This window comes from uncultured Paraglaciecola sp., assembly GCF_913058035.1.
GTDB lineage: Bacteria > Pseudomonadota > Gammaproteobacteria > Enterobacterales > Alteromonadaceae > Paraglaciecola.
Genome location: NZ_CAJXPA010000001.1, coordinates 54,449 through 79,642, shown reverse-complemented (window position 1 = coordinate 79,642; position 25,194 = coordinate 54,449). Strand labels below are relative to the sequence as shown.

At 39.4% G+C, this 25,194-nt stretch carries 26 protein-coding genes and 1 pseudogene; 16 read left to right on the top strand and 11 right to left on the bottom strand.

All coding sequences use genetic code 11. The features are described from left to right. Nucleotides 1–45: 45 nt before the first annotated feature. Together QZ562_RS00360 and QZ562_RS00355 are read left to right on the top strand one after the other, a co-directional pair. The gene (locus QZ562_RS00360; RefSeq protein WP_293755388.1) at nt 46–687 is read left to right on the top strand and encodes a gluconate 2-dehydrogenase subunit 3 family protein; all 642 of its coding nucleotides are present in this window, start codon (nt 46–48) and stop codon (nt 685–687) included. A 56-nt stretch (nt 688–743) separates the two neighbouring features. Further along, the gene (locus tag QZ562_RS00355; protein ID WP_293755386.1) at nt 744–2,477 is read left to right on the top strand and encodes a GMC family oxidoreductase; all 1,734 of its coding nucleotides are present in this window, start codon (nt 744–746) and stop codon (nt 2,475–2,477) included. A gap of 100 nt (nt 2,478–2,577) precedes the next feature. On the opposite strand, the gene QZ562_RS00350 is transcribed toward QZ562_RS00355, so the two are convergent. After that, nucleotides 2,578–3,333 (bottom strand): MBL fold metallo-hydrolase, encoded by a 756-nt coding sequence (locus QZ562_RS00350; RefSeq protein ID WP_293755384.1) that lies wholly within the window; start codon nt 3,331–3,333, stop codon nt 2,578–2,580. 12 nt (nt 3,334–3,345) lie between these two features. Further along, nucleotides 3,346–3,519, bottom strand: a complete 174-nt coding sequence (locus tag QZ562_RS00345) for a hypothetical protein (RefSeq protein ID WP_293755382.1) — start codon at nt 3,517–3,519, stop codon at nt 3,346–3,348. Between the two features lie 169 nt (nt 3,520–3,688). Here QZ562_RS00345 and yjjX point away from each other — a divergent pair, with 169 nt between their 5' ends. Continuing rightward, on the top strand, nt 3,689–4,219 hold the full coding sequence (gene yjjX, locus QZ562_RS00340; RefSeq protein WP_293755380.1) for an inosine/xanthosine triphosphatase: 531 nt from the start codon (nt 3,689–3,691) through the stop codon (nt 4,217–4,219). A 160-nt stretch (nt 4,220–4,379) separates the two neighbouring features. Then, nucleotides 4,380–4,592, top strand: a complete 213-nt coding sequence (locus tag QZ562_RS00335; RefSeq protein ID WP_293755378.1) for a hypothetical protein — start codon at nt 4,380–4,382, stop codon at nt 4,590–4,592. Nucleotides 4,593–4,619: 27 nt separating this feature from the next. Here the strand turns inward: QZ562_RS00335 and pdsS are convergent, their stop codons facing one another. Both pdsS and pdsR read right to left on the bottom strand, forming a co-directional pair. Next, nucleotides 4,620–6,806, bottom strand: coding sequence for a proteobacterial dedicated sortase system histidine kinase (pdsS, locus tag QZ562_RS00330; protein ID WP_293755376.1), 2,187 nt, complete (start codon nt 6,804–6,806; stop codon nt 4,620–4,622). A gap of 43 nt (nt 6,807–6,849) precedes the next feature. Continuing rightward, on the bottom strand, nt 6,850–7,542 hold the full coding sequence (gene pdsR, locus QZ562_RS00325) for a proteobacterial dedicated sortase system response regulator (protein WP_293755374.1): 693 nt from the start codon (nt 7,540–7,542) through the stop codon (nt 6,850–6,852). A 207-nt stretch (nt 7,543–7,749) separates the two neighbouring features. On the opposite strand from pdsR, the gene pdsO reads away from it, so the two are divergent. The 9 genes and pseudogenes from pdsO to panP all read left to right on the top strand — a co-directional run bounded on the left by pdsO (nt 7,750) and on the right by panP (nt 15,923). Continuing rightward, on the top strand, nt 7,750–8,484 hold the full coding sequence (pdsO, locus tag QZ562_RS00320; RefSeq protein ID WP_293755372.1) for a sortase-associated OmpA-like protein PdsO: 735 nt from the start codon (nt 7,750–7,752) through the stop codon (nt 8,482–8,484). Nucleotides 8,485–8,638: 154 nt separating this feature from the next. Then, entirely contained in the window at nt 8,639–8,812 is a 174-nt protein-coding gene (locus QZ562_RS00315) for a hypothetical protein (RefSeq protein ID WP_293755370.1), read from the top strand. 60 nt (nt 8,813–8,872) lie between these two features. Further along, nucleotides 8,873–9,046 (top strand): annotated as a pseudogene (locus QZ562_RS21180) (VIT domain-containing protein); the annotation flags it as partial. Between the two features lie 20 nt (nt 9,047–9,066). Next, nucleotides 9,067–9,237: a hypothetical protein gene (locus QZ562_RS00310; RefSeq protein WP_293755368.1), complete on the top strand. Its 171-nt coding sequence runs from the start codon at nt 9,067–9,069 to the stop codon at nt 9,235–9,237. A gap of 1,016 nt (nt 9,238–10,253) precedes the next feature. Next, entirely contained in the window at nt 10,254–10,706 is a 453-nt protein-coding gene (locus tag QZ562_RS00305; RefSeq protein ID WP_293755366.1) for a hypothetical protein, read from the top strand. A 327-nt stretch (nt 10,707–11,033) separates the two neighbouring features. Next, on the top strand, nt 11,034–11,999 hold the full coding sequence (locus tag QZ562_RS00300) for an ABC transporter ATP-binding protein (RefSeq protein WP_293755365.1): 966 nt from the start codon (nt 11,034–11,036) through the stop codon (nt 11,997–11,999). A gap of 28 nt (nt 12,000–12,027) precedes the next feature. Next, a complete protein-coding gene (locus QZ562_RS00295; RefSeq protein WP_293755413.1) occupies nt 12,028–12,798 on the top strand; it encodes an ABC transporter permease in 771 nt (256 codons plus the stop codon). Continuing rightward, a complete protein-coding gene (locus QZ562_RS00290; protein WP_293755364.1) occupies nt 12,798–13,454 on the top strand; it encodes an SAM-dependent methyltransferase in 657 nt (218 codons plus the stop codon). The genes QZ562_RS00295 and QZ562_RS00290 overlap by 1 nt, the downstream gene beginning before the upstream one ends. A gap of 858 nt (nt 13,455–14,312) precedes the next feature. Next, nucleotides 14,313–15,923: a pyridoxal-dependent aspartate 1-decarboxylase PanP gene (gene panP, locus QZ562_RS00285; protein WP_293755411.1), complete on the top strand. Its 1,611-nt coding sequence runs from the start codon at nt 14,313–14,315 to the stop codon at nt 15,921–15,923. A gap of 26 nt (nt 15,924–15,949) precedes the next feature. On the opposite strand, the gene panC is transcribed toward panP, so the two are convergent. The 7 genes from panC to sfsA all read right to left on the bottom strand — a co-directional run bounded on the left by panC (nt 15,950) and on the right by sfsA (nt 22,044). Beyond that, nucleotides 15,950–16,810: a pantoate--beta-alanine ligase gene (panC, locus tag QZ562_RS00280; RefSeq protein ID WP_293755362.1), complete on the bottom strand. Its 861-nt coding sequence runs from the start codon at nt 16,808–16,810 to the stop codon at nt 15,950–15,952. 59 nt (nt 16,811–16,869) lie between these two features. Continuing rightward, complete coding sequence (gene panB / locus QZ562_RS00275) at nt 16,870–17,664, bottom strand: 3-methyl-2-oxobutanoate hydroxymethyltransferase (protein ID WP_293755360.1); 795 nt, start codon at nt 17,662–17,664, stop codon at nt 16,870–16,872. Between the two features lie 94 nt (nt 17,665–17,758). Continuing rightward, the gene (gene folK, locus QZ562_RS00270; protein ID WP_293755358.1) at nt 17,759–18,256 is read right to left on the bottom strand and encodes a 2-amino-4-hydroxy-6-hydroxymethyldihydropteridine diphosphokinase; all 498 of its coding nucleotides are present in this window, start codon (nt 18,254–18,256) and stop codon (nt 17,759–17,761) included. Next, a complete protein-coding gene (gene pcnB / locus QZ562_RS00265) occupies nt 18,249–19,547 on the bottom strand; it encodes a polynucleotide adenylyltransferase PcnB (protein WP_293755409.1) in 1,299 nt (432 codons plus the stop codon). Before pcnB ends, folK begins: the two co-directional genes overlap by 8 nt. A gap of 171 nt (nt 19,548–19,718) precedes the next feature. Beyond that, nucleotides 19,719–20,645 (bottom strand): tRNA glutamyl-Q(34) synthetase GluQRS, encoded by a 927-nt coding sequence (gene gluQRS / locus QZ562_RS00260; RefSeq protein WP_293755356.1) that lies wholly within the window; start codon nt 20,643–20,645, stop codon nt 19,719–19,721. Between the two features lie 64 nt (nt 20,646–20,709). Continuing rightward, on the bottom strand, nt 20,710–21,159 hold the full coding sequence (gene dksA, locus QZ562_RS00255) for an RNA polymerase-binding protein DksA (protein WP_293755354.1): 450 nt from the start codon (nt 21,157–21,159) through the stop codon (nt 20,710–20,712). A gap of 165 nt (nt 21,160–21,324) precedes the next feature. Next, complete coding sequence (gene sfsA, locus QZ562_RS00250; protein ID WP_293755352.1) at nt 21,325–22,044, bottom strand: DNA/RNA nuclease SfsA; 720 nt, start codon at nt 22,042–22,044, stop codon at nt 21,325–21,327. Between the two features lie 73 nt (nt 22,045–22,117). Here sfsA and pepB point away from each other — a divergent pair, with 73 nt between their 5' ends. The 3 genes from pepB to QZ562_RS00235 all read left to right on the top strand — a co-directional run bounded on the left by pepB (nt 22,118) and on the right by QZ562_RS00235 (nt 25,191). Next, the gene (gene pepB / locus QZ562_RS00245; RefSeq protein WP_293755350.1) at nt 22,118–23,401 is read left to right on the top strand and encodes an aminopeptidase PepB; all 1,284 of its coding nucleotides are present in this window, start codon (nt 22,118–22,120) and stop codon (nt 23,399–23,401) included. A 464-nt stretch (nt 23,402–23,865) separates the two neighbouring features. Then, complete coding sequence (locus tag QZ562_RS00240; protein ID WP_293755348.1) at nt 23,866–24,456, top strand: YhgN family NAAT transporter; 591 nt, start codon at nt 23,866–23,868, stop codon at nt 24,454–24,456. Between the two features lie 141 nt (nt 24,457–24,597). Further along, nucleotides 24,598–25,191, top strand: coding sequence for a YjaG family protein (locus tag QZ562_RS00235; RefSeq protein WP_293755346.1), 594 nt, complete (start codon nt 24,598–24,600; stop codon nt 25,189–25,191). Nucleotides 25,192–25,194: the final 3 nt, after the last annotated feature.

Sequence of the window (25,194 nt, the reverse complement as noted above, 5' to 3'; positions counted from 1 at the left end):
TGGGCGTAAGATATCATTAGCCCCCTAAAATGGTAGGTAAGACTTATGAAAAAATTGAACGGACAGGATGAAGATCAACCAACAAAAGGCACCGATGAAATCAGTCGACGCAATTTTATGCAAAAAATGGTTGAATTGTTTGGGGTGACTACAGCAGCAGCGGTGATGTCGGGTTGCAGTGTGTCAGTGGCGAAGCAATTTGCAGCACAAAGACCTAACCCACCAAAAAATAGTAAGTTGTTTTCAGAACACGAATTGACTGTTCTTTACAGTTTGTGCGAGACCATATTACCAAGAACAGACACGCCCAGTGCAGTCGAAGTTGGATGCCATGAATTTGTTCAGCATCAGCTGCAACACTGTCACTCTGAACAACAGCAAGAAGACTGTATCAACATCATAAATACGGTGGACACCTATGCGAATAGAGAATTTGGTAAAACCTTTCCACTATTGCAACCACAGCAACAGCAGCAACTTTTAACAAAAATTGAAATTGATGATAAGTCGTCAGATATTCAAAAAGAACAATTTAGTTTTCTAAAAGCGCTCATAGTATTTGGCTATTTCACCTCTGAGGTAGGTGCGACTCAAGCACTAAATTACCAAGCTGTACCTGGTAGTTTTATCGGTTCAATACCCGCTAATGCAGATACAAAATCTTGGGGTTCGCTAGCTTATTATTAAATGTTAATTGGAAGCCAGCAAACGGGCATAACCGAACAGGATCACGGGTAGATAAAATGACAACAGACTTATATATTCACGAGAGCGACCAAGTATACGACGCCATAGTAGTAGGTTCAGGTATTACCGGAGGCTTCGCTGCCAAAGAATTTTGTGAACGTGGCATGCAAACGTTAATGATAGAGCGCGGTCGCGTCGTCGAACATCGAAAGGACTATATTACCGAAGGTAAAGCTCCATGGGAGTTTGAAAACCGCACCAAGGTTGACAACTTGCTCACCGAAGAAAAATACGCCGTACAGAAAAAATGCTACGCCTTCAGTGATATGACCAAACACTTTTTTGGCAATGATAAAGACCTACCTTACAGCACTGAGCAAGGCACTGGCTTTGACTGGATAAGAGCCAACCAATTAGGTGGAAAATCTCTTCTATGGCATCGACAATCTTATCGTTTTAGTGATTTTGATTTTTCTGCCAATAAAGCAGATGGACACGGTAACGATTGGCCTATTCGTTACGAGGATCTTGAGTCTTGGTACAGCTATGTAGAAACGTTTGTAGGCATAAGTGGTAGTGATGAAAATCTTGAACAATTACCGAACAGTGAGTTTTTGCCACCACTTGAAATGACTGCACCTGAAATACATGTTAAGCAGAAAATTGAGCAACACTTTCCTGATAGGCAACTAATTATGGGCCGCACTGCCCACTTAACAAAGCCTACACAACTTCACTTGGAACAAGGCCGTGTGACTTGCCAGGCAAGAAGCGAATGTCATAAGGGGTGTTCTTTTGGTGCGTATTTTTCTACCCAAAGCTCCACACTCCCCGCTGCGGCTAAAACAGGTAACTTGTCTATTGCCCCTAACAGTGTTGTGCATAGTCTAATCTATGATGAAAAAACCAAACGAGTTAAGGGTGTCAGGGTTGTTGATAACGACGACCTGAGTACCCGTGAATATTTTGCTAAAGTGGTTTTTTTATGTGCTTCAACTTTGGGTTCTGCACAAATCATGCTAAATACCAAAACGAAGTCTTTCCCAAATGGTATTGCTAATAGCTCTGGAGTACTCGGCCATTATTTGATGGACCACAATTTCAATGCGGGGGCCATCGGCACCGTTGAGGGTTTTGAGGATGAATATTACTCAGGTAGGCGCCCTGGAGGTATCCTAGTACCTAATTTTCAGTACAAACCTTCATTATACAAGCAAGGTTATGTTCGTGGTTATGGGTTAGCAGGTGGTAGTCATCGAGAAAACTGGCCGACCAACGCCCATCAACCAGGTATAGGCGCAGACTACAAAGCCAAGCTGACCAAACCAGGAAGGTGGAGAATGGACCTTAACGCACAAGGCGAAATGTTACCTCGTTTCGATAATTACATGGCTCTGCACCCCACTAAAACAGATAAGTGGGGTATACCGCTGATACATATTGACTGCACTTGGTCAGAAAACGAAAAATTAATGATGGCAGACGCCGAGCAAACTGCGGTAGATATGCTAACCAAAGCGGGTCTGATAGAAATTGAGAGTTATAATTCGGTCGATACAAGGAACCCGGGTATCGCCATTCATGAGGTAGGAACGGCGAGGATGGGACGTGATCCAAAAGACTCTGTGCTGAATAGTTTCAATCAATGTCATGATGTGGACAATTTGTTTGTAACCGATGGAGCCAGCTTTTGTTCAACTGCGGTACAAAATCCCTCTCTTACATTTATGGCAATAACAGTCAGAGCGGTAGATTATTGTGTGAAAGAAATGAAAGAAATGAGGATATAAATCTACTCTGACTCTATAGAAATACTGCACTTTATAAATACTGCACTTTGGAGGCACTTCTATTAACAATGAGATGCTCTACAAAAAAGGCTAACCATCTTTAGCCTTTTTTTCTGAGTAATAAACGTTTTAATTTATTTTTAGCTGGTGTCCAAACGGTGAAAGGTTTCCTGGGTGCCACAGTTAACACGTGTGCAATGTCTCGCTCGGCTAATTGTACTTCGCCACCATGTGCCAACATGATAGAAGCAGGTTGCAAAGCTTGCACTTTTAAAATTGAAGCTCGATATTGTTCAGGGAAATGAACTGGAATAGGCGGGATAAAACGGTCTTTTACCTTGACCAATAAATCTGCCACATAGATACGTTTTGAAGGTCGATGCAACACAGATAAGTCCCGATCCGTGTGCCCCTCAGTCGTCAACACACACCAATCATCAAAACCAGGAACAGTATCTTGATCCATTAATGCATAATCAATTTTGAGGTGTGGTGAATACCATAAGTTTCTTCTAACTTTGCGCATTCTGCTCGCCACCCATGTGGCTAATGCAATATCGATTAGGTGTGACAATCTGCCGCTTAGTCCTGAGTACCATTGTCTCGGCATATTAGCGCTAGCAATTTTACAACCGGTAATTTTACGCAGTTTGTGGGCTGCCCCTGCGTGATCTGGATGCATATGGGTAACAACAATCATTTTTAAATCAGAGAAAGACCTGTTTAAGTCGCCAGTAATAAACTGCTCAAGCATCGTGATATCTGCGCGACAACAGCCATCAAGTAGCAACAACTTTTGCGAGTATTCGACTAAATAAATCGATTGAATATGCCCTTGTAACTGATGAATTTTCAAGAGAAAAAAACGTTAATTCTCATCACCAGAAGCAACTTTTTGTTCAATATACTCAATGGCTTTTTGTAAACTGCCAAAGGCATTAACTAAATTTTCCCGGCCTTTATTCATCAATTCTGGCTCGTTGTTTTCGGACATCATCCACACCCAGGTGCGGATCAAAGATTCTGGAGGCACATTATTCATGACGATCTTCGTATCTCTTATTATTATCAGGCAAATAAAGATTATATCGTGCTAAATCGATGTAATCGAGTAGTGTTTTAATATTTAATTTGGCTGTTAATGTTACCATTTCTTTTTTATTAACATAGTAATTTTCTAGATTGACCTTTCAAAACCTTAAAGGGATGGCATGATTAAAATTGTAGTTGGGTCAAAAAACCCAGTAAAAATTAACGCAGCTAAAGCAGCAATATGTGATATTTTTTCTTCAGATGAATTGGAGTGTGTCGGTATAAACGCGCCCTCGCAGGTAGCAGATCAACCAATGACAGTTGACGAAACACAACTAGGCGCCATCAACCGAGTTAAATATTGTCAACAGCACACCCAGGCTGACTTTTATTTGGCGATTGAAGGCGGCGTCGACCAATTTAAATACGGCCCCGCTACTTTTGCATATGTAGCCATCGCTGATCAAAAAAGAATATCTATTGGACGTAGTTGTAACCTACCTTTACCACCTGCTATATATCGAGCTCTCGAAGGTGGTGAAGAACTGGGTGATGTTATGGACAGATTTTTTAATACTGATAACGTCAAACAAAAACAAGGCGCAATTGGCCTTTTAACCAATGGTTTAGCCACAAGAGAAAGTGTATACAGACAAGCTATTTTACTCGCCATGGCGCCTTTTATTCATTCAGATTTATATAGTGAATAAACACTCAATGTTTATTGGATGGATTATCTGCGGTGTAGAGGAAAGTTAACGAATACTGAGACTAAACTCTTGGTTTTTTGAATTTAGCTGGTATCGTGTTGACCTTCAAAGTCATTGTATCAAGTCATTAGATTACGTCACAAAACCATAGAGGTTAGGTATGCAAAAAGCACCCAAAGAATCGAACTTTTCACTTTCCAAGTATCTAAGTAAAGTCGAGATATTTGGTTGGGGACTGTGCATTTTTTCTATGATGACGATCGTTTTTGCCCAACAACTTTCACCTGCAACGGAACCCTATGCTTGGATCGGCGCAATAATAGGTGCTGGCATCATAGGTTGGGGGATGGCACGTAAACACAAACAAGGCTAAATTATACTTGTGTAGATAAAGTACACCTTAAATCTTTAAATCCTTAAACACTAAAGTCACGACGACTCCAGATTGATCCTTAAGATTGTCTATTCTTATATTACCTTGATGATATCGTGCAATGATTTTAGCGATATACAAACCTAAGCCCAAATGTGATTGTTCGGTATTTTGCTGCTTACGCACTGAAACCATTGAATCAAGTAATTGGTGCTGCATATTTTTTGGTAACAAGATACCTTGGTTGGTGATGGTTAACACATAACCCGGTTCACTATTCACCATTTGTAGGTTAATGGCTGAATTTTCTTCACTAAACTCAACTGCATTAGCTATGATTTTATCTAACATCTGAGCGAATAGCTCAGGTGAACCGTGAAACGTCGAATGAGACACCGACACTTGCACATCGAATGTTCTATTGGCATAAACTAAACGATAACCAGCCACGCAACCTTTCAATAATTCCTCTAAATCAAATGTCTCATGATCGTTGCTTTGAATTGCTTGCTCTAATCGTGTTGCTTCGCTCATATTTGTGAGTATTTTACTTAACCGGGTAATACCTTGTTTAGCGCGATCTACGTATTGTTTAGTCTCTGGGTTTTGTTGTTCCAATAACAAGATATCTAAAGAGGAATTAACAATTGCCACAGGTGTTCGTAATTCATGGGATAAACGCGAAGCCATATTCTCTAAATAAGTATTATATTGACTGAGCCTGCTTAGCACATGAGCAAAAGTCCGAGATAAGTCGCCTATTTCATCTCCGGCGGATGAAGGGACTATATCTCCAATGATTTTGCCTTGTTGATCAATAGCATTTTCGGTGTCATCTCTAAGTTTACGAATACGCCAAGAAATACGTGAAGCAATTAAAAATAATGCTAATGTACTGATCAAAATAACCAGTAAAATATAATGAAACTGTTGTTCAAGCGCTTTATTTCTAAGAGTACGAATACCGTTAGTTGTTTGTTCTATTACAACTGCGCCCATAACTTTTTCATCAATATAAATAGGATGTGCAGCCGACATGATTACCGCTTTATTATCTGAGCTTAAACGCCACAATGTGCTTGGTTTACCACTTAGTGCTTGGCTTATATCTTGCCCTTGTAAGGCAAATGCGTCGCGCAAGTCATCCACAAAATCTGCAGGTGGCTTCGTCAATATTTGATAATAAAGTGGTAACAACCAGTTCTTTTCTATATATTCCCAGCCACTTTTTTGATGGTCTAGATCATTATTGCTGAATAAATTGTTGAGTGAACCACTGTGCACTCCAGATGATTTTTGAATATTTCCCGAACGTGCGAGCACTCGCATATGTTTATCTACAACCCATACTCTAGCGTTGGAGTACTGAAGCCCTTTAAGTATTTTTTCTATTTCTGGTGAAGGTACCAACACTGTGCCTAATGAATCTAATTGAGACGGATTAGCAGTGCCCATGATCTGTTCCACAGATCTAGTTTGTGGATCATCAACGTCAACAATTGCAAAGGCAATTTTGCTTGATATCATAGCTAAAGGAAAACGTAATTCGAGTTGATAACCGCTTACTGTATTTCGCCATTGGCCTTGAATTTTGGTTTCTAACCTTTCTGGTTGTAATGAGTCCAAGTCATCTTTTAACAAATATGCATTTACCCAACCTGGTTGGGTTGGCGCGATGATATAGCGCTGAAATAAACCACTTTGGTCGGTCATGGCTATTTGTAAATGATCATTTTTATCAATACGTAAACTGTTGGTTGGCCTAAGTAATACTTTGTTATCAGTGACATCAAACATCGCATACAAAAATCTATCGTACTGTCCGACCATATGTGTAAAGTGCAGGCTGTCTAATTGGTAATCTTGGATTGAATCAATTAGATTTTGCTCGTCATACGCAATGGATAAGTGTCGGTAGTCTTGCCAATCATCTAACTTGCCATCTAATTGAATAGGGTAGGCAATTTTATGGGCATACAAATCAGTACCTGGTTTAACGTCAGTCAGGTAGGCAGATTGACTATCAAACAGAGCCGGACGTTCATGTAGAGCTGTGGCTACAGCACGAGCCGTTCCCACCATAGTTTGTTCTTGACCTATCCGCAGATACGTTTCCATCTCCCACACATATTGATAGCCCAACCAAGGTATAGTTAATAAAAATGAAGAGAAAAAAAGTAATTTAAGGCGCAGACCAAAACGTAGTTTACTCATCGGTCTAACACCCAAAACGCGCAATCTAGAAGAGATAACATGTTTAAGCACTTTTCCATCTATAACCCATGCCGTAGACAGTCTCGACGTTGTCAAAATGTTGATCGACCTGCATAAATTTTTTACGAATACGTTTGATATGAGAAGTAATGGTGGTGTCATCTACTACCATTTTTGATTCATCCATCAATTGTTGGCGACTCTTGACATGCCCTGAAAACTTAGCAATCGCGTGTAACATCCAAAACTCGGTGACCGTAAGTTCAATGCCCTGCCCTTTCCAGCTGACCGTCATACGTTTGCTGTCTATCGACAGGTCGCCAGTTTGAATAAGGTCAGTTTGTGTTTGTGGCCTGTCTAGTAACTCTGTTCGTCTAAATAGTGCAGCTATTCTGGCCAATAAATGCGGCAAGCTGATATCTTTGGTTAGATAATCATCAGCACCCATTCGCAGACCACAAATAGTGTCGTAATCATTGTCTCGTGCAGTAAAAAAAATAATAGGCAAAGTCTTAGATAAATTTCTTAATAGCTGACAAACAGCAAAACCGCCGTCAATTTCATCCTCAAGCCCAATATCGATAATTGCTAGATCTGGTAATTTTTCGGAGAATGCTTGTTCTGCGCTACGTCGATTAGCATAAGGTTGCACCTCATAACCATGTTTGTTAAGAGCAACGATATAATTTTCTCTAAGTGCTTGGTCATCTTCAACCAAGGCAATACGTTTTGACATAACCTACGCCTGTTTACTGACTTTTTTTATTTTCGAAAATTAACTATATAGTAAACTTGTATAGGTTAAGTCGATAAATTGATTAAAAGTGTAATTTCCATTTTTTCGCCACAATTGACCTCAAGATTGCCATATTGTCTCCCTAAATCAGCCATATAATTTTTGTTTACTAATGAGGAACAAACAACCACCCTCTTGGAGAAGACAATGAAACTGACAAATACTAAAATCACAACCGCTATCGCGCTCACCTGCTTATTGTCTGGCAGCGCCATCGCTGAGCAACAAAAGAAGGAAGAAAAGACTAATGAAATAATTGGTTTGAGTTCTGGTGTAGTAATCGGTGCTGCCATAGCCGGACCGATAGGCGCGGTCATTACAGGCATCTTTGGTGTGATGTTAGCTGAAGACATAAACTCTGATAAAAGACTGGAAACGGTTAACCATTCGCTTCAACAAAAAGACCAACAATTATTTGTGATGCAACAAAATTTTGAACAGGCACAGGAACGCTTAGCAGTGCAAATTGCTTCAATGGATAATGCATTAGAACAAGCCTCTTATAAACAGATAGTCCCAGAAATTGAAAGTAATATTCAATTCAAAACCGCTTCCTATGTTCTGGAGGAACACTATAGGTCGCAACTCGACTTAATAGCTCAAACGCTGAAAAAAAATCCCACGTTAAGTATTACATTATCAGGCTTCGCTGATAAACGTGGCGATAGCACATTTAACCAAGCCCTTTCAGAACAGCGTGCGTTAACAGTTAAAAATTACTTAGTAGATAATAACGTTAGAAAAGAACAGGTAATCACTCAATCATTTGGAGAATCTTCATTGGTTAGCGCAGGTGTGCATTTTGAAGATGATTTTTTTGACCGTCGAGTAATGTTAAAAGTATCTGATGACCAAACAGACATGACAGCGGCCAATCAATAAATTTGATTACGTGCTTTTGATTATGTGCTTTTGATTAAATGCTATTTAAGGAACCGTTTTATGTTATCACTGCCTAAACTTGCCGTTATTAGTTTGGTAGTTATTGTGAAGGGGCATCGCAATTTGCAGTGCTCGCTTTTACCAGTAAAAAAAGGTGACAACCCTTTTAAAGACAGTCGCAACAACGATTAAAAAACAAGATAACGGTCTAATAAATCATCCCATAAATAATTATAAAGATGCCCAAAGTGGCACTTTGTATTTGATGCACGAACAATCTGAACAAGGCGAAACATCTCAACAACACTCACTTAGCCTGTTGCTTTAAATTAAAATTGATATCAAAGTGACAGCTACCGTCGCTCGAGCTTCATAGTCTCAAACGTTCAAAAATACAGGTGAAGATTGGGTTAATGTTCTTCACGTATTCCCCTTATCAAATAGTTCCACCGTTGATCATTTTTTGATAACGGTGGGGAAGCGAAACATAGAAGGGCAAATTAACGAAAAATATGAAGCAAAAGATATTTATCCTCAAGTCAAAGGCAAAAAGCGAGTTTAATAATACAACAGCGGCTCAGTATGTCTTCTAATTCCATGCCCAATATCGGCCCTGATGAAACAATTGAAGTGGAACTTGGATACCAGCAAAAACTAAACTTTGAGCAGCATCAATATAGTCTGCGGTTTTCTGCGACCATTACAAATCGATATATGCTCAGCGGTTCGAAAGAAACGCTGAGCATATATTAATAAAATCCAATCAAATCAGTTAAGCCAGCCAAATAACCTCATTGAATTGCAAGTCAGCTTGCACGCGGGTTTTAAAGTGCAGGATATTAGAAGTGCAGGACATTAAAAGTGTATTCCATGCTGTCGTTTCTTATCGGCTAAAAAACGGCAGTGAATAAGTGCAAGAATCAGATAGCAATATCGCTAATCCTGGTTTTGTATTAAGTTGGCGGCCAAAATTAAGATCAGCACCACAGTCTGCGCACTTTTTTCTGGTGGGGTTTTATATATTTGCTAAAGCAGAGTTAGCGCGATACTTAATAGCTGATGCTTGGCATAGATACTTTAGCTTGATAAAAAACACAAACCTTGGCCGTGGGTAGATACTCATCCGGTTGCTGAACTTATTATCAAGAGTAAAAGTGGGTATGTATTGACTGGTTCAAGTACCAAAAACCTAGCATTTGCATCTACCCACGACAGTTCAATAGCTCAGCCGGGAGAAAGGGGTAATAACATATTATTATGCCACCGCTACACACCGTTTAGCAGCCTAAAAAACCACGAAAAACCATGAAAAGTCACGAAAAGTCACGAAAAGTCACGAAAAGTCACGAAAAGTCACGAAAAAGTACAAAGAGGTGATGTTATCGAAGTAAAAACAAAACACAGGCGTCAGCGGTTTAAGGTGAAAATTCTAAGGATGACTTCATACTCATAGCTGGATTATATCCCAAGTAACATTAATAACGACACCTTCGATATAGACTAACCCAATTTAAAGCCGATTACTTGTTATCCATTTGACGCTGTGTTAACTGAACCAGTCCATAGGTATATCGTGGGAGCAGTAGCGATATAGAAATCACTGGTTGTGAATTAAAGACATAAATAAAAACTTTTCCCCTCTAATATGACGTAACCTTAACCCGCCCTTTATTCAACAATGTATTGGAAAAATGGAACGAGGGCCACTTTGTATGAACCAAGTGCAAATCAAGCGAAATACTATTAATAAAAATACAATTAGGAATAACATGACATTTTCAAAAATTATCCTTGCAATAATATTTGCCGTACTCAGTATCGGACTAAGCGCTTGTACTGAGAACCAAAAAGAATCAGCTAAAGAAGTAGGTTCAGAAGCAGAAGAAATCGCTACTCAAGCAAAAGAGAAGTCTTTGAATATGTATGACAAAACAAAGAATGGCGCGTCTGAATTAGCTAATAAAGCCACTGTTATGGCAAGTGAGCTAAAAGACAAAGCTATCAACACATATGATGTTACAGCCGAAAAAGCGACTGTTATGGCAAGTGATATAAAAGATAAAGCCAGTGACAAGTATGATGCCACAGCCGAAAAAGCGTCTGACGTGATGTATGCAACGAAGAAAAAAGCGAGCGAGTTAAAAACAGATGCATCTACAAAAATAAAGGAAACCTGCATAGCCACAAAGGAAAAGTTAGGCCAAGACCCAATAGACTGTTAATTGGGTTAGATTGCAAGTCGCAACAAAAGGGCGCCTGCCCTTTTACTTTTAAAAGTAATTGGAAAAAACTAACATTAAACGTCTGCACAAAATAAACACTTAGCCACAATCACCTATTCGCTGAACAAACCTAAAACAATTCACACAAAGCTTGAATTACTGATAGTAGGCACAATACTATACAACCCAAAATCTTCTTATTTCTTCTCAAAAATAAATACCACTTATGTCCTTTTAAGTCGTTGTAAGTGTTTACATCTACTAACGCGGTCTCAAAATGCGTAATTATTTTACAGTTTCGATTCAACACATTAGATGGCAGTCAATATGAACGCATTAAGTATCAAAGGATTAACCAAAACTTATAAGGGTGGTACAGAAGCCTTAAAAGGGATTGATTTAATAGTAAAACAAGGAGATTTTTTTGCCTTACTTGGACCTAATGGCGCAGGTAAGTCGACTGCGATAGGGATCATCAGCTCCCTAGTGAACAAAACACAAGGCGATATTGATATATTTGAGTATTCTTTAGCGACTCAGCCTATTGAGGCAAAATCTTGCATTGGGTTAGTACCACAAGAATTTAACTTCAATCAATTCGAACCATTAATACAAATCATGCTGAATCAAGCAGGGTATTACGGTGTTCCAAAAAATATAGCTAAACCTAGAGCCGAAAAATATCTTAAACAACTCGATCTTTGGGACAAACGCAACTCACCGGCTAGACAACTTTCTGGTGGTATGAAAAGACGGTTAATGATCGCTAGAGCCTTGATGCATGAACCTAGAATGCTTATTCTTGATGAGCCCACCGCAGGCGTAGATATTGAAATACGCCGCTCAATGTGGTCTTTTTTACAAGAAATTAATCAACAGGGTGTGACCATTATTTTAACGACTCATTATCTTGAAGAAGCTGAAATGTTATGTCGTAATATCGCAATTATTGATAAAGGTATTATTGTTAAAAATACCAGTATGAAAGCCTTGCTTGCCACCTTAAATATTGAAACTTTTGTGCTGGATTTGTCTAAGGACATGAGTTCCCTAACCTTAGATGGTTTTGAAAGCCGTTTAGTTGACGAACATACTTTAGAAGTAGAGGTGCCCAAGAAGGCCGGTCTTAACTCAGTTTTTGAACAATTAACTCAAAAAGAGATACAAGTATTAAGTATGCGTAACAAATCAAATCGACTAGAAGAACTATTTGTTAGAATGGTCGAATCTGGAAGAGCCTCTGTAGATGATAACATGACTACAAAACACCTTACAGGAGACACACATGAGTAGCCTTGAGCGTATACAGGGCTTTAAGCCTATGAACAGTCTTAATATGGTGGCCCTCAGAACAATGTGGCGCAAGGAATGTTTACGTTTTTTAAGGATTTGGATCCAAACTCTGCTGCCACCTGCGATTACTATGTCACTGTATTTTGTGATATTTGGTAATTTAATTGGTAGCAGAATAGGCAAAATGGGGGGCTTTAGTTATATGGAGTTTATTGTTCCCGGCTTAATAATGATGGCAGTTATCACCAATGCATATTCCAATGTATCTTCTTCTTTTTATAGTGCTAAATATCAACGCAACATAGAAGAGTTATTGGTTGCACCTGTTTCTAATTGGATCATTATTGCAGGTTTTGTTGGTGGTGGTGTAGTTCGAGGAATGATAGTAGGTGTAATAGTCACAATTGTATCGCTGTTTTTTGTAGATATACATATTCATAATTTTCTTATTATTATTATAACACTACTGTTAACCACAGTTCTGTTTTCTACAGCAGGTCTAATTAACGGCATTTTTGCCAACTCATTTGATGATGTAAGTATTGTACCAACCTTTATCTTAACTCCATTGACTTACTTAGGGGGTGTTTTTTATTCATTAAGTTTATTGCCTGAATTTTGGCAGTGGGTCAGTAAAATTAATCCTGTTATTTATATGGTAAGTGGTTTTAGATACGGTTTTCTTGGTGTTTCAGATATTAGTTTCTATATGTCGTTAGGCATATTGATAGGCTTCAATGTAGTGTTACTTTGTTGGGCTTATTCCCTTATCAGCCGTGGTGTAGGCATTCGAAGTTAATGCAACAACCAGCGCGCTCAATCAGTACCAACCAAACAGGTATTCATCAGAATTTACAAAAAGTTGTTACTCGTCAACTTTTAAGTGTAAGTCAAAGGCCACTGTCTTCGCATACCCAACAAGCATTTGAAGAAGCCATTAATTGGCTCGGGAAATGGCAGGGTGAGCTGATATTGGACTCTTGTTGTGGTGTGGGTGAAAGTACAGTTAATATAGCGCAAGCTCATCCAAATGCTCGGGTTATAGGTATTGATAAATCGGCACTGCGCACAGACAAACACACTTCATATGCCAGTGCGTTACAAAACTATCTGGTGCTGCGTGCAGATCTCAATGATTTTTTAAGATTACTGGTTGCGAATGATAAGAAACTAACTAAACACTATTTATTGTATCCTAATCCATACCCCAAATCGGCACATCTTCAACGTCGTTGGTATGCCACATCTGCATTAAAAGATATACTAGAACTGGGCGGTATACTTGAGGTCAGAAGTAATTGGCAGTTGTATATTCAAGAGTTTTCTGCCGCTTTAGATATTGCACATGTTAAGAATCAAATTGCACTATTTGAGAGTGATAAAGCCATGACACCCTTCGAACGAAAGTACTGGCAAAGTGGTCAAAGTAGTTGGCAGCTAACGGCTCATTTATAATAATAAAGTAATGCCAATGGCTACATTTAATGTGAACTGATGCAAGGTGATAATTCATTTTTACCCTAGGTTGGCAAAAATAAAATCTTTGAGCGCATCAAATACCTGTTGTTGCGCATCTTTTTTGATCCTCAATCTGTTCAGCTACCACCACGATATTGTTACTAGTGAAAGAACAAATGAGTCCTTTGACAAAACCTTTTGTTTTTACATCACTTGCTGCCTGATCAAATAATACCCAGAGCATCACAAAATTCAGAAAACAGACTGAGTTTAGTATTATTCATTAATGTATTTTGCGCGGTAACTTCAATAAAAATCCGATAATGGTTTGGGTAATGCACAAGTTGAGATTAAGGAGAGTTGAGATTAAAGAAGTTGAGAGTGATTGAGTCAGTTATTTTCGACAACTTAGATTAGAGTTCCAAGTCATCTGGATGTCTCTAAAAATAATCGATACTGCGACTTAGTACAGTTTGAGTTACTTGCTCGTTGATTGTTGTCTTTCAACCAAAAATAAAAATTATACCAGTGAGTAACAATGTTCATCAGGTGGTAAAAATCCAGCCTGATATGCATAGCTTCAGAACACGTTATTTTTAATTCATGATTAGATGAAAATTAGATGAAAAGAAGGCACTACGTCATAACGAGTGAAACTATCGATCACTTATTAATTTAAGTAAGTTGCATACAAAAATCGACTCATACCTCAGTTATTTAGATCATAATATAACCCGTTTAACATTCTCGGATAATACCTTTGACTGTTTAATTTGTGGTGTAGACACCTATTGGTCTATTGCAACAATTAAGGTAAAATATTTGACTTGGTTTCTTGTAGACAGGTTGGAAATAGTGGGCGGAGCCAAGGTTAGTTTAGAGCATCTGTATAAAGTATTCACCATGCCTGAAGGCAAGGACTCTAAGCTGGCACAAATTGAACAACACCTATCTGATAATTTGTCAGATTTCTTGTCACAACATGTTGTAACCAAGGTTAATTCTCTTGCACAAATTGAGAAAAATTTTGCTGAGTATGCAGTCCCTGAAACTCCAGAGTTCGTATCAAAACATGCTGAAGATCTTCTAGAAAAGTTAGTCGCTAACTCAGTTAATACATATTCTCCTAGTTTTATTGGTCATATGACCTCGGCATTACCGTATTTTCACCTGACTTTGGCAAAATTATTAGTAGGCTTAAACCAAAATTTAGTGAAAATCGAAACGTCTAAAGCATTCACTCCGCTTGAGCGGCAAATGCTGGGCATGATGCACGAGTTAGTGTACAAACAACCCGGAGATTTTTACCATACCTATTTACATAGTGCGAACCACGCTTTAGGTGCATTTTGCTCCGGTGGAACTATCGCCAATATCACTGCATTATGGGTCGCAAGAAACAAAGCCCTTCCTTCTACCGTTCAATTTAGAGGCGTGGATCAAGAAGGGCTAGCCGCAGGAATGATGCATTATGGTTATAAGAAAATGGGTATCATTTCATCTAAACGTGGCCATTATTCGTTATCAAAAACAGTCGATCTATTGGGCCTAGGCAAACAACAGATGATTACCATCGACTGTCCCTCTCAACGCTTGTCTGCTGAAAAAACGTTAGCTGTAGGAAAACAATATCAAGCAGATGGTAACAAAATACTTTCTATTATAGGTATCGCAGGAACAACTGAAACAGGGCATGTTGACCCACTAGATGAACTTGCAGACGTAGCAAAAGAACTAGGCTGTCATTTTCATGTAGACGCAGCTTGGGGTGGAGCAACATTGTTTTCTCAAGAGCACAGAGGTTTGCTTAAAGGTATTGAAAGAGCAGACTCAGTGACTATTGATGCCCACAAACAAATGTATGTGCCAATGGGAGCTGGAATGGTGTTATTTAAAAACCCCAATGACAGTAATGCGGTTCGCCATCATGCTCAATACATATTGCGCGCAGGATCGAAAGATTTAGGTGCTACCACGTTAGAAGGCTCTCGAAACGGTATGGCAATGATGGTGTATGCGTCGTTACATATATTTGGTCGTCAAGGTTATGAGTTACTCATTAACCAGAGTATAGAAAAAGCCAAAAAATTTGCCCGAATGATACAGTCACACCCCGATTTTGAGCTGATCACGGCGCCTACGTTGTCTCTATTGACCTACAGAGCAAATCCTGAGGTTGTCCAAGAAAAAATGGAGATGCAACCAGAAATTAGCCATATTTTAAATATGGAACTGGATAATTTAACGGTAATTGTGCAGAAAAAACAAAGAGAGGCAGGTAAGTCATTTGTCTCGCGAACACGATTAACAACTGAAAAATACCCCGACCAGGCGATTACTGTTTTCAGGGTAGTGTTGGCTAATCCGTTAACAACACATACTGACTTACAAAATATTTTGGATGAACAATTTACTATTGCCAGCAATACTAAGGCTTGGCGAAAACTTTATATTGAACATAAATAGGCAAGGAAAGTTAACTTGCCTATATTTCAAATTTTTGCTTTTAACCGAAATTGTAGATTATCAATCAAACGGGTTTTTCCTAAAAACGCTGCTGCCAACAAAACCAAGTCCTGATCTTCATGGCCTGGCTGTAACAAATTTTCTATATTTCGAATTTCAAGGTGGTCAGGATTAAACCCTAGTTTGGATAATTCTAATTTATATTCTTGTGTTAGCTTAATAAAATCTCTGCGACCGGTTTGGATTTCTCCTACCAATTGTTGCATTTTTTCGTAAAGAGTAGGCGCTAACTTACGGTGTGCGCCCCTTAAATATTGATTTCTCGAGCTCATAGCTAAACCATCATCTTCTCTGGTAGTTGCCACGCCAAATACTTTTAGATTCATTGATAAGTCGGTCACCATAGCTTTAATAACCTGCAATTGCTGAAAATCTTTTTCACCAAAGAAGGCTAAGTTAGGCTGTACCATATTGAATAGTTTACACACTATTGTCGCCACTCCACGGAAATGTCCTGGTCGACTGGCCCCACAAATCATATAAGATAAACCTGGTACTTCCACAAATGTTTGTTGCTCTAACCCTCTAGCATAGATGTCACTGGCGTCAGGCATAAATAGCACATCGACTCCTAAACTTTCCAGTAGACGGCTATCGCTTTGCAATGTTCTAGGGTAAGCCTCTAAATCCTCATCAGGACCAAATTGCATAGGATTAACAAATATTGACACCACGACTATGTCTGCTTGTTTTTTGGCTTCACGAACAAGGTTAAGGTGACCTTGATGTAGATTCCCCATAGTAGGAACAAAAGCAATCACCTTGGCACTGTTTTGCCAAGTCCGTCTTGTTTCCCTTAGGTCTAAAATTTTAGTGATAAGTTGCATAGTGATAAATTACTTTAATAATGAGTTGCTATTGCATACTGTAAAGATACAAACGAGCATTAGTTGAAACTGTGTTCATCTGATGGGAAACTCTGATTTTGAACTTCTTTGATATACTGGCTGACCGCTTCACGCATATTGTTAGTTTGCTGCAAATAGTTCTTTGAGAATTTAGGCATATAGTTTGCGCTAATACCGAACATATCGTGCATCACAAGAATCTGGCCATCTGTTTTCGCTCCAGCACCAATTCCTATAACTGGGATACTAAGGCGTTGAGATATTTTGGCCGCTAAGTCTGTTGGGATACACTCCAGTACTAATAACTGGATACCTGCTTGTTCTAATTCTATGGCTTGTTCGAGAATGTTTTCGGCTTGTAAGTCGTTGCGGCCCTGCACTTTAAATCCACCAAATACATGCACCGATTGAGGTGTTAGACCTAAATGCCCACAAACGGGTACACTACGTTCATTCAACCCCCTAATTGTGTGAAGTAACCAACTACCTCCTTCTAATTTAACCATGCTTGCTCCTGCACGCATCAATTCGGCAGCACTCAAATAAGTTTGTTCGGGTGTCGAATAAGACATAAAAGGCATATCCGCCACGACAAATGCTCTCTCAACGCCCTTTTTTACAGAGCGAGTATGATAAGCAATATCTTCAAGGGTAACACTTAATGTATCGTCATCACCTTTTAGTACCATCCCAAGTGAGTCACCAATCAATAAAACATCGATGCCTTGCTCATCAAACAATTTAGCAAAACTCGCATCGTAAGCCGTTAAAGCAGTGATTTTCGTATGCTCTTGCTTCATTTTAAGCAAGGTTGAAGTCGTTACTTTTTTCATTAGATATACTCCAATTTTGATGTCATCAAAAAATACTTTCTACTGCCTGGTAAGTTACGAATGGTAACGCACTATACGATTAATTTCTGAACTTCTAAATCACCACTAAACGGGCCATTTTATGTAAACCATTTTTCGGACACTTTTTGACGAGCTCTGATAGTTTATCACCGCAAGGCAGAATCAAATCGGGAGCTATTTCAAAAAGCGGATAAAGAACAAATTCTCTTTGTTTCATACCACAATGAGGAACCGTTAAATAATCGTTATCAATCTGTTGTCTACCGAACAACAGCATATCCAAGTCCAAGGTTCTAGGCCCCCATCTATCAGCCTTGCGTATTCGACCTTGCTGATTTTCTATTAATTGAGTTTGTTGCAACAAGGTGTCTGGCGAAAGCATCGTTGTGATAAGTGCAACCGCATTCACATAATCTGGTTGATCTTGCGGACCCATGGGTTGACTTCGATACAAACTTGAACACCTAATCAATTCAGAACCAGGTAACGCAGCCAAGCTCACACATGCTGCCTGTAATTGCTCTTCAGGAAGCGCTAAATTACTGCCCAAACCAATATAAACTTCAATCATACTTAGGTTTAGGTTTTTTACGATTACGTCTTGGGCGTCTGGCAAGAGCACCTTCTTGAACACGCAGGGCTTCTAGCATAGTTTTACGCTGCTCTTCATCTGCATCTTGAAAATCAGTCCACCATTGAGCCAGTTCAAATAAGTCGCCTCCTTCTATCTGACCACGTAACAATAAAAAGTCATATGCGGCTCTAAATTTTGGGTGCTCAAGTAATTGATAAGCTCTACGGCCATAACGCTTAGGTAAACGATTTTGAAGCTGCCAAATTTCCCGAATGGCTGAACTAAAGCGCTTAGGGATCATAATGCGTTGAATTTGGCGATGCATGACGTCATTTAATGCAAGGTTAAAAGCATCAAAGTGATTTAAGCCACCTTCAACCATTAATTCCTGACATCGTTCTTCTAATGGATACCACATTAAGGCAGCAAAAATAAATGCAGGAGTGACTCTTTGTCCAGTATTAATCCTATTATCAGTGTTAGTAAGCACTTGCTCTACAAATCGATTTTCGCGACTGTCGGCCTGAAGTAATAAAGGCGCTAATTGTGGAAACAAAGGTTCAAACAAATGAAACTCTGTTAATAGTTTATAGGTCGCTAAACCTTGCCCCGCTAGCAATAATTTAAGGATCTCTTCGAATAATCTGGCCGCTGGAATATTTGCCATTAAAGGTGCCAGACGTTTAATAGGCTCAGCACTTTCTTCACTTATATTCATATCAAGCTTGGCAGCAAATCTTACAGCTCTGAGCATTCTAACGGGATCTTCACGATAGCGGGTTTCAGGATCACCTATGAGTTTAATTTGTTTATCTTTAATCGCTTGCATACCGCCAGCAAAGTCACTGATTGAATAATCAGCGATATTGTAATACATGGCATTAATAGTGAAGTCTCTGCGTTGCGCGTCTTCTCCAATGCTACCGAATACGTTGTCACGCAGTAACTGGCCGTGGTCGCTCTGCTTACTGACTTTTGACTCGCCTTCATCATTGTTTTCATGATGGCCACGAAAAGTAGCGACTTCGATAATTTCACGACCAAACACAATATGCGCTAATCTAAATCTTCGTCCAATCAATCGGCAATTACGAAACAACCCTTTAATCTGCTCAGGTGTGGCATCAGTGGTGACGTCAAAATCTTTTGGCTCTTTACCTAGCAACACATCACGAACACAGCCACCAACTAAATACGCTTTATAACCACTGTTATGCAGGCGATAAAGTACTTTGAGCGCATTTTCACTCATTGAATCACGGGAAACGGAATGTTCTGCACGAGGAATGACAGTCGCAACAAGTGTAGCGGGTTTGTTTATGGTTTTAGTGCGAAGAGCACTCCTGACTTTGTCAATTACGCGAGAAATAATATGCTGTGCTCCTTATTTATTCTAGTTGCTCTATTATACACCGCCGGTTTGAGCGGAAAAATTCGGCGCTAATCATATACTGTCTGCTTACCCAATTCTATTATCAATGCATTCTGTTTTAGCGGGTATGTTACTCAAGTCCCACTCACAGATAGCCCATTCTAATATATTTTGTGCAGAATCTTGTTTCAGCTCTTTTGAAGGTGATAAACCAAGAAATGCAAGTGCGTTTATTAGGTTATTACTAGCATCATTATTGTTTATTTCACAAGCATGATTTTGCTTGCTCAGTTTTTTTCCGAATTCACTCACCACTACAGGGAAATGTAAGAACTTTGGAGCAGGACAATCAAACCCTTTATACAGTGCAAGCTGAAATAATGTTGCATTTAATAAGTCGGCCCCTCGCACTACCTCGGTAATGCCTTGTTCTATATCGTCAACCACCACAGCCAACTGATAGGCAAACAAATTATCTTTACGCTTAACGGTAAATTGCATAGGCACATCATGCCTAGGCAAATCAACTTTCCCTAACAACTCATCATAAAACGGCTTTTGGTCATCATAAGATCTGAATCTAACTGCACTATTTTCAAAGCTCATATTTTGATCAGCACAAACACATAACCGGCCAAAATCGGGGTTTGCTAACTGGGCACGAGAACACTGACATTGATAGGTTAACCCCTGCTCAGTCAAATATTGAATTTTTTCATTATATAAGTCGCCTCTACTACTTTGATAAACAATATTACCGTCCCATAGTAAATGGTGCGCTTCAAGGCAACGCTTGATTGACTCACTAGAGCCGGCGACTTCCCTAGGCGGGTCAATGTCTTCTATTCTGAGTAACCATTGTCCGCCTTGACTTTTCGCCTGTAAAAAACTGCCTAACGCAGTGACTAAAGAACCAAAATGCAGGTCACCAGATGGGGATGGTGCAAAGCGGCCAATATAACCATGGCTGCGTGAAGCAATTTTTGTACGGGGATGTTTGAGTGCAGTGATCATAAAAAAGTTTATCACCCCAAGCAGCCAGTGATGAATAAATCGCCACTTGGGATAAAAGGCAATGTTAGCCCTGAAGTTGTTTTTCTTTAATTTCAGCCATAGTTTTGCAATCGATACACATGTCTGCAGTAGGCCTCGCCTCTAAACGACGCACACCAATTTCAATACCACATTCATCACAAAAGCCAAAATCGTCTTCATCAATGCGCTTGAGTGTTTTTTCAATCTTTTTAATTAACTTACGTTCTCTGTCTCGGGTTCGTAACTCAAGACTAAACTCTTCCTCTTGCGCTGCTCTGTCTACAGGATCAGGAAAATTAGCTGCCTCATCTTGCATATGGTGAACGGTACGGTCTACTTCTTGACGAAGTTGCTCGCGCCATGCTTTAAGTAATAAACAAAAATGCTCCATTTGCTTTTCGTTCATGTACTCTTCGCCTTTCTTCTCCTCGTAAGGAAACAAACCGGCTAGTGATAATAATCCAAGTGTTTTGTTAGTTTTTGCTGTTGGCATATGCCAATTCTCCTAAACTACGGCAAGAGCTGTTTTGTGTATGAGGTTATGTATATCAAAAACTCGTATCACAGGCAATCGCTTGCTCTTAACATCTTCCGTTACAGTGAAAACGATTCATTAGCTGCCAATATGGAGGCCTTGCTGAAAAAATCAATGTCTATATTATGAAAAAAAACATAAATTCTGATTTATATAAATTTTTTCCGAATTTATGTCGCAACCGTAACATAAAATCTGGACTCCGTTTAGCATAGCCTCTTTGAGCTCTTTAGCGTAATCAGGATCAATATGCGTCGCTATTTGTACTGATTTAATGCCTGAATGTTGCACACAAAAAAACAATACGGCTCGTTTCCCTTGGCTGGAAATATGACTAAGCTCTCGCAGATGTTTTTGTCCACGTAAGGTCTTTGCGTCTGGAAAATACCCCGCACTCCCCTGTAAGGTATCTTCTTGTAATAAAGTGACGGATTTCACTTCAACATAACAATCATCCTTTTCAGGATCTGTGAGTAAAAAATCAATCCGACTATTCTCTTCCCCAAACTTTACTTCAGCCTGCAAGGTTTTGTATCCTAACAATTCAGATATTTTATTTTGTTGTATGGCTTCTTTGACTAATACATTAGCTTTTTGAGTATTGATACCAATCCAATGATGTTGATCAGTTAACACCACTTCCCATGTATACGACAACTTACGTTTTGGATTATCACTGGGCGACAGCCATACCTGCCATCCAGGCTCTGCACACCCGGTCATTGCCCCTGTGTTTGGGCAATGTGCAATAACGATGCTACCGTCAGTCAGCTGTACATCAGCTAAAAATCGCTTATAACGTTTGATCAATGTGCCTTGAATAAGAGGGGAAGAGAACTGCATAATAGCTACTTATAATGATGTTGGGTTAAAAGCGTCATGCTATTCTACCCACCTTTTTCTAGATGGAGTAGTTATGTCTTTTTTATCTGTTTTTATTACCAATCAAGCTGCAGCTGATTATTATTCATCCGGTACTGTTTTATCTGTAAATGGTCAAGCTGCACAAATTCACTTAGTGGAACATCAAAATGATTTAGACCTTGTTAAAAAAGCGGCACGTAAGCTTGATAATTTGGGTGTGTTACAAGTTGAATTGTCTGGAAGCTGGGAAATTGAACAGCAATGGGCTTTCGCTTTAAGCTTTACTACCACTAATAAGCAGCACCATATTAAGTGGTGTGACGATGCTAATATAAACGAGTTATCAAATCGATATCGAGCCATGATTTTCACTCGAAACATCACCAATGCAACACCTGAAGATTTATCTCCAGAAATACTTGCTAATACCTGCGAAAATTGGCTTTCAGGTATAGATGAAAAGCATATAAGCAGCAAAAGGTGGGTGGGTGAAGCACTCAAAGAGCAAGGCTGGATGGGTATTTATCATGTGGGTCGCGGTAGCACTCGCCCCCCAGTGTTAATTGAAATTGACTATAATCCTACAGGCGATATCAACGCACCTATTTCAGCTTGCCTAGTGGGTAAGGGCATTACATTCGATAGCGGTGGGTATAGTATCAAAAGCAGTGAGGGCATGCTGAGCATGAAATGTGATATGGGCGGCGCAGCAACCGTCACTGGCGCACTTGGCTTAGCTATGTTGCGAGGCTTAAAAAAGAGGGTTAAGTTATTTTTATGTTGTGCTGAAAACCTTATCAGTGGTCATGCTTATAAATTAGGTGATGTAATCACCTACAAAAATGGCACAACGGTAGAAGTAGTCAATACCGATGCTGAAGGCAGACTAGTTTTGGCCGATGGCTTAATGGCTGCTACTGAAACGGGTTCTAAATTAATTATAGATGCAGCCACACTGACAGGCGCGGCAATGGTGGCGTTGGGCGAAGAATACAATGCTTTTTTTGCCTTAGACAAAGTGCTTCAGCAAAGAGTTTTAGAGTATTCAGTACAAGAGTTTGAACCTTCATGGTGTTTACCTTTAGAAAAATGGCATCGATATAAATGCCCGTCTGCTTTTGCTAATACTGCTAACAGTAAATCTCAAAAAGGGGGCGGTGGAGGTGGCGCATCCAATGCAGCAGGTTTCTTATCGAGGTTCGTTAATGAAGAAGGTACCGGATGGTTGCATATTGACTTAGCCGCGGCATACAACGCCAGTGGCTCCGTAACTATGCCTGTAGGCGCAACGGCGCAAGGGGTTAGAACAATAGCGCGTGCTTTACTAGAAGAGTAAGCACCATCGAAGGAGCGTGCATTATCACGGCCGCTCCTTCGGTTTTAGGACAATTCCCAGCCCCTTAAACGCACAATAAATATCTTTTAGTCCTTTTTATTCTTTTTGTCCTTTTTATTCTTTTTGTCCTTTTTACAAAAATTGATTTTTATCGGCAGCATTCAGCAGACTCTTGCTTATCAATCGATTGCCGCATCCTAAATAACTAGAAACTCGGCTACTTACTTGACAATCATCGAACCCACTATTCAATTTTCAATTTTCTTATTATATTTTGATGAAACATTGATAAAGCGCAAAGTATGCAAATAAAAATTACCCAGCTATTCATTTGAATTCAAATCTGCATCCACTATTCACCCTTTTTCATATAATTATCAAGCTGTTGAAAATAAAACTAATCTTAGGGTGTAAGGGTGAGATAATATAAACTAATAAAAAACAATGTAATTTTAGAGTCACTGATGGATATTTGGTCTGCTGCAATCACCTTATTTTTGATTATGGATCCACTGGGTAACATGCCAGTATTTATGTCCGTGTTAAAAACAATTGAGCCTAGGCGAAGAAGAATAGTATTAGCGAGAGAACTGTTATTCTCTTTGATTATTATGTTTACCTTTTTGTTTAGCGGACAAGCTGTGTTGAACTTTTTAAACGTTCGCCAAGAAAGCGTGAGCATAGCCGGAGGTATTATTCTATTTTTGATCGGTTTAAAGATGGTATTTCCGCAGCCAGGAGGCGTGGCAGGTTTAACCTCTGATGAGGAACCATTTATTGTGCCATTAGCTATCCCAATGATAGCGGGTCCTTCCATATTAGCAGCACTTATATTATTGGCAAATCAAGATCATAACCGTATGCTAGATTGGTCTTTAGCTTTAGGAGCGGCATGGTTAGCCTCAGCGACTATCCTGATGTTATCTAGCACACTACATAGGATATTAGGTGAAAGGGGATTGATCGCCATAGAAAGACTGATGGGCATGATTTTGATCATGATTTCTATCCAAATGTTATTGGACGGTATAGGACAATATTATTCTCTCGGCTAGTTAAGTATTACATGATGTTATTTTTAATTTTTTTACACTTTGCGCTCTAAGTATTCTGTTTATTTGAATACGATGAATTTTGTGAGAAACCTTTTACATATTTGAGCTTGCATCATCCGACGCAGGCTCGTACAAATAATAATGAGAGTAACTTTGAAAAAAAAACTGAATATATTCCAACAAGTTAGAGAACTAGAAGGGTGGCATGCAGTTGCCTTTTCAGCCACACTTTTGGAACGAATGTTACCCAACTATGTGCTGTTTTGTGAAGCCACCGAATTTGCTGATCCTGCTCAATATCGTAATAGTCTGAATTCAATTTGGGAATGGTTAGCTGTGCCCAAAGCAAAAATAAACTTTTCCGTTCAACTAGAAAAAGTTGAAGACGCAGTGCCTGATGCTGTGGACTTTGATAATTATGGTGTCTATCCAGCAATTGACATGGCTATGTCCCTATCAGCGACCATTTTACTGATTCAAGGGGAAGATCCACAAGGTGCAGTTGTTGTTAGCAAATTATCTCAAGGCGGGGTAGAGGCGTTTATTGAAGCCAGTACTGAAGAAGACATCAGCGACGTAGATATTAAACAACACCCATTGATGCAATGGGAAATCGAAACTCAACAAGAGTTATTAATATTTTTGTCAACGTGCGCAAAAAATGCCGAAAGCTGTAAACAACTTAAACAATTAGCCACCGCAGAGGGTATGAGCAACATTGGTTTAGAAATCTAAATA

Bases quoted from the DNA above. Each gene is read 5' to 3' on its own strand.
- QZ562_RS00360 (WP_293755388.1), top strand. From the start codon at position 46: ATGAAAAAATTGAACGGACAGGATGAAGATCAACCAACAAAAGGCACC.
- QZ562_RS00355 (WP_293755386.1), top strand. From the start codon at position 744: ATGACAACAGACTTATATATTCACGAGAGCGACCAAGTATACGACGCC.
- QZ562_RS00345 (WP_293755382.1), bottom strand. From the start codon at position 3,519: ATGAATAATGTGCCTCCAGAATCTTTGATCCGCACCTGGGTGTGGATG.
- yjjX (WP_293755380.1), top strand. From the start codon at position 3,689: ATGATTAAAATTGTAGTTGGGTCAAAAAACCCAGTAAAAATTAACGCA.
- QZ562_RS00335 (WP_293755378.1), top strand. From the start codon at position 4,380: ATGCAAAAAGCACCCAAAGAATCGAACTTTTCACTTTCCAAGTATCTA.
- pdsS (WP_293755376.1), bottom strand. From the start codon at position 6,806: ATGAGTAAACTACGTTTTGGTCTGCGCCTTAAATTACTTTTTTTCTCT.
- pdsR (WP_293755374.1), bottom strand. From the start codon at position 7,542: ATGTCAAAACGTATTGCCTTGGTTGAAGATGACCAAGCACTTAGAGAA.
- pdsO (WP_293755372.1), top strand. From the start codon at position 7,750: ATGAAACTGACAAATACTAAAATCACAACCGCTATCGCGCTCACCTGC.
- QZ562_RS00310 (WP_293755368.1), top strand. From the start codon at position 9,067: ATGTCTTCTAATTCCATGCCCAATATCGGCCCTGATGAAACAATTGAA.
- QZ562_RS00305 (WP_293755366.1), top strand. From the start codon at position 10,254: ATGACATTTTCAAAAATTATCCTTGCAATAATATTTGCCGTACTCAGT.
- QZ562_RS00300 (WP_293755365.1), top strand. From the start codon at position 11,034: ATGAACGCATTAAGTATCAAAGGATTAACCAAAACTTATAAGGGTGGT.
- QZ562_RS00295 (WP_293755413.1), top strand. From the start codon at position 12,028: ATGAACAGTCTTAATATGGTGGCCCTCAGAACAATGTGGCGCAAGGAA.
- QZ562_RS00290 (WP_293755364.1), top strand. From the start codon at position 12,798: ATGCAACAACCAGCGCGCTCAATCAGTACCAACCAAACAGGTATTCAT.
- panC (WP_293755362.1), bottom strand. From the start codon at position 16,810: ATGCAACTTATCACTAAAATTTTAGACCTAAGGGAAACAAGACGGACT.
- panB (WP_293755360.1), bottom strand. From the start codon at position 17,664: ATGAAAAAAGTAACGACTTCAACCTTGCTTAAAATGAAGCAAGAGCAT.
- folK (WP_293755358.1), bottom strand. From the start codon at position 18,256: ATGATTGAAGTTTATATTGGTTTGGGCAGTAATTTAGCGCTTCCTGAA.
- gluQRS (WP_293755356.1), bottom strand. From the start codon at position 20,645: ATGATCACTGCACTCAAACATCCCCGTACAAAAATTGCTTCACGCAGC.
- dksA (WP_293755354.1), bottom strand. From the start codon at position 21,159: ATGCCAACAGCAAAAACTAACAAAACACTTGGATTATTATCACTAGCC.
- sfsA (WP_293755352.1), bottom strand. From the start codon at position 22,044: ATGCAGTTCTCTTCCCCTCTTATTCAAGGCACATTGATCAAACGTTAT.
- pepB (WP_293755350.1), top strand. From the start codon at position 22,118: ATGTCTTTTTTATCTGTTTTTATTACCAATCAAGCTGCAGCTGATTAT.
- QZ562_RS00240 (WP_293755348.1), top strand. From the start codon at position 23,866: ATGGATATTTGGTCTGCTGCAATCACCTTATTTTTGATTATGGATCCA.
- QZ562_RS00235 (WP_293755346.1), top strand. From the start codon at position 24,598: ATGAGAGTAACTTTGAAAAAAAAACTGAATATATTCCAACAAGTTAGA.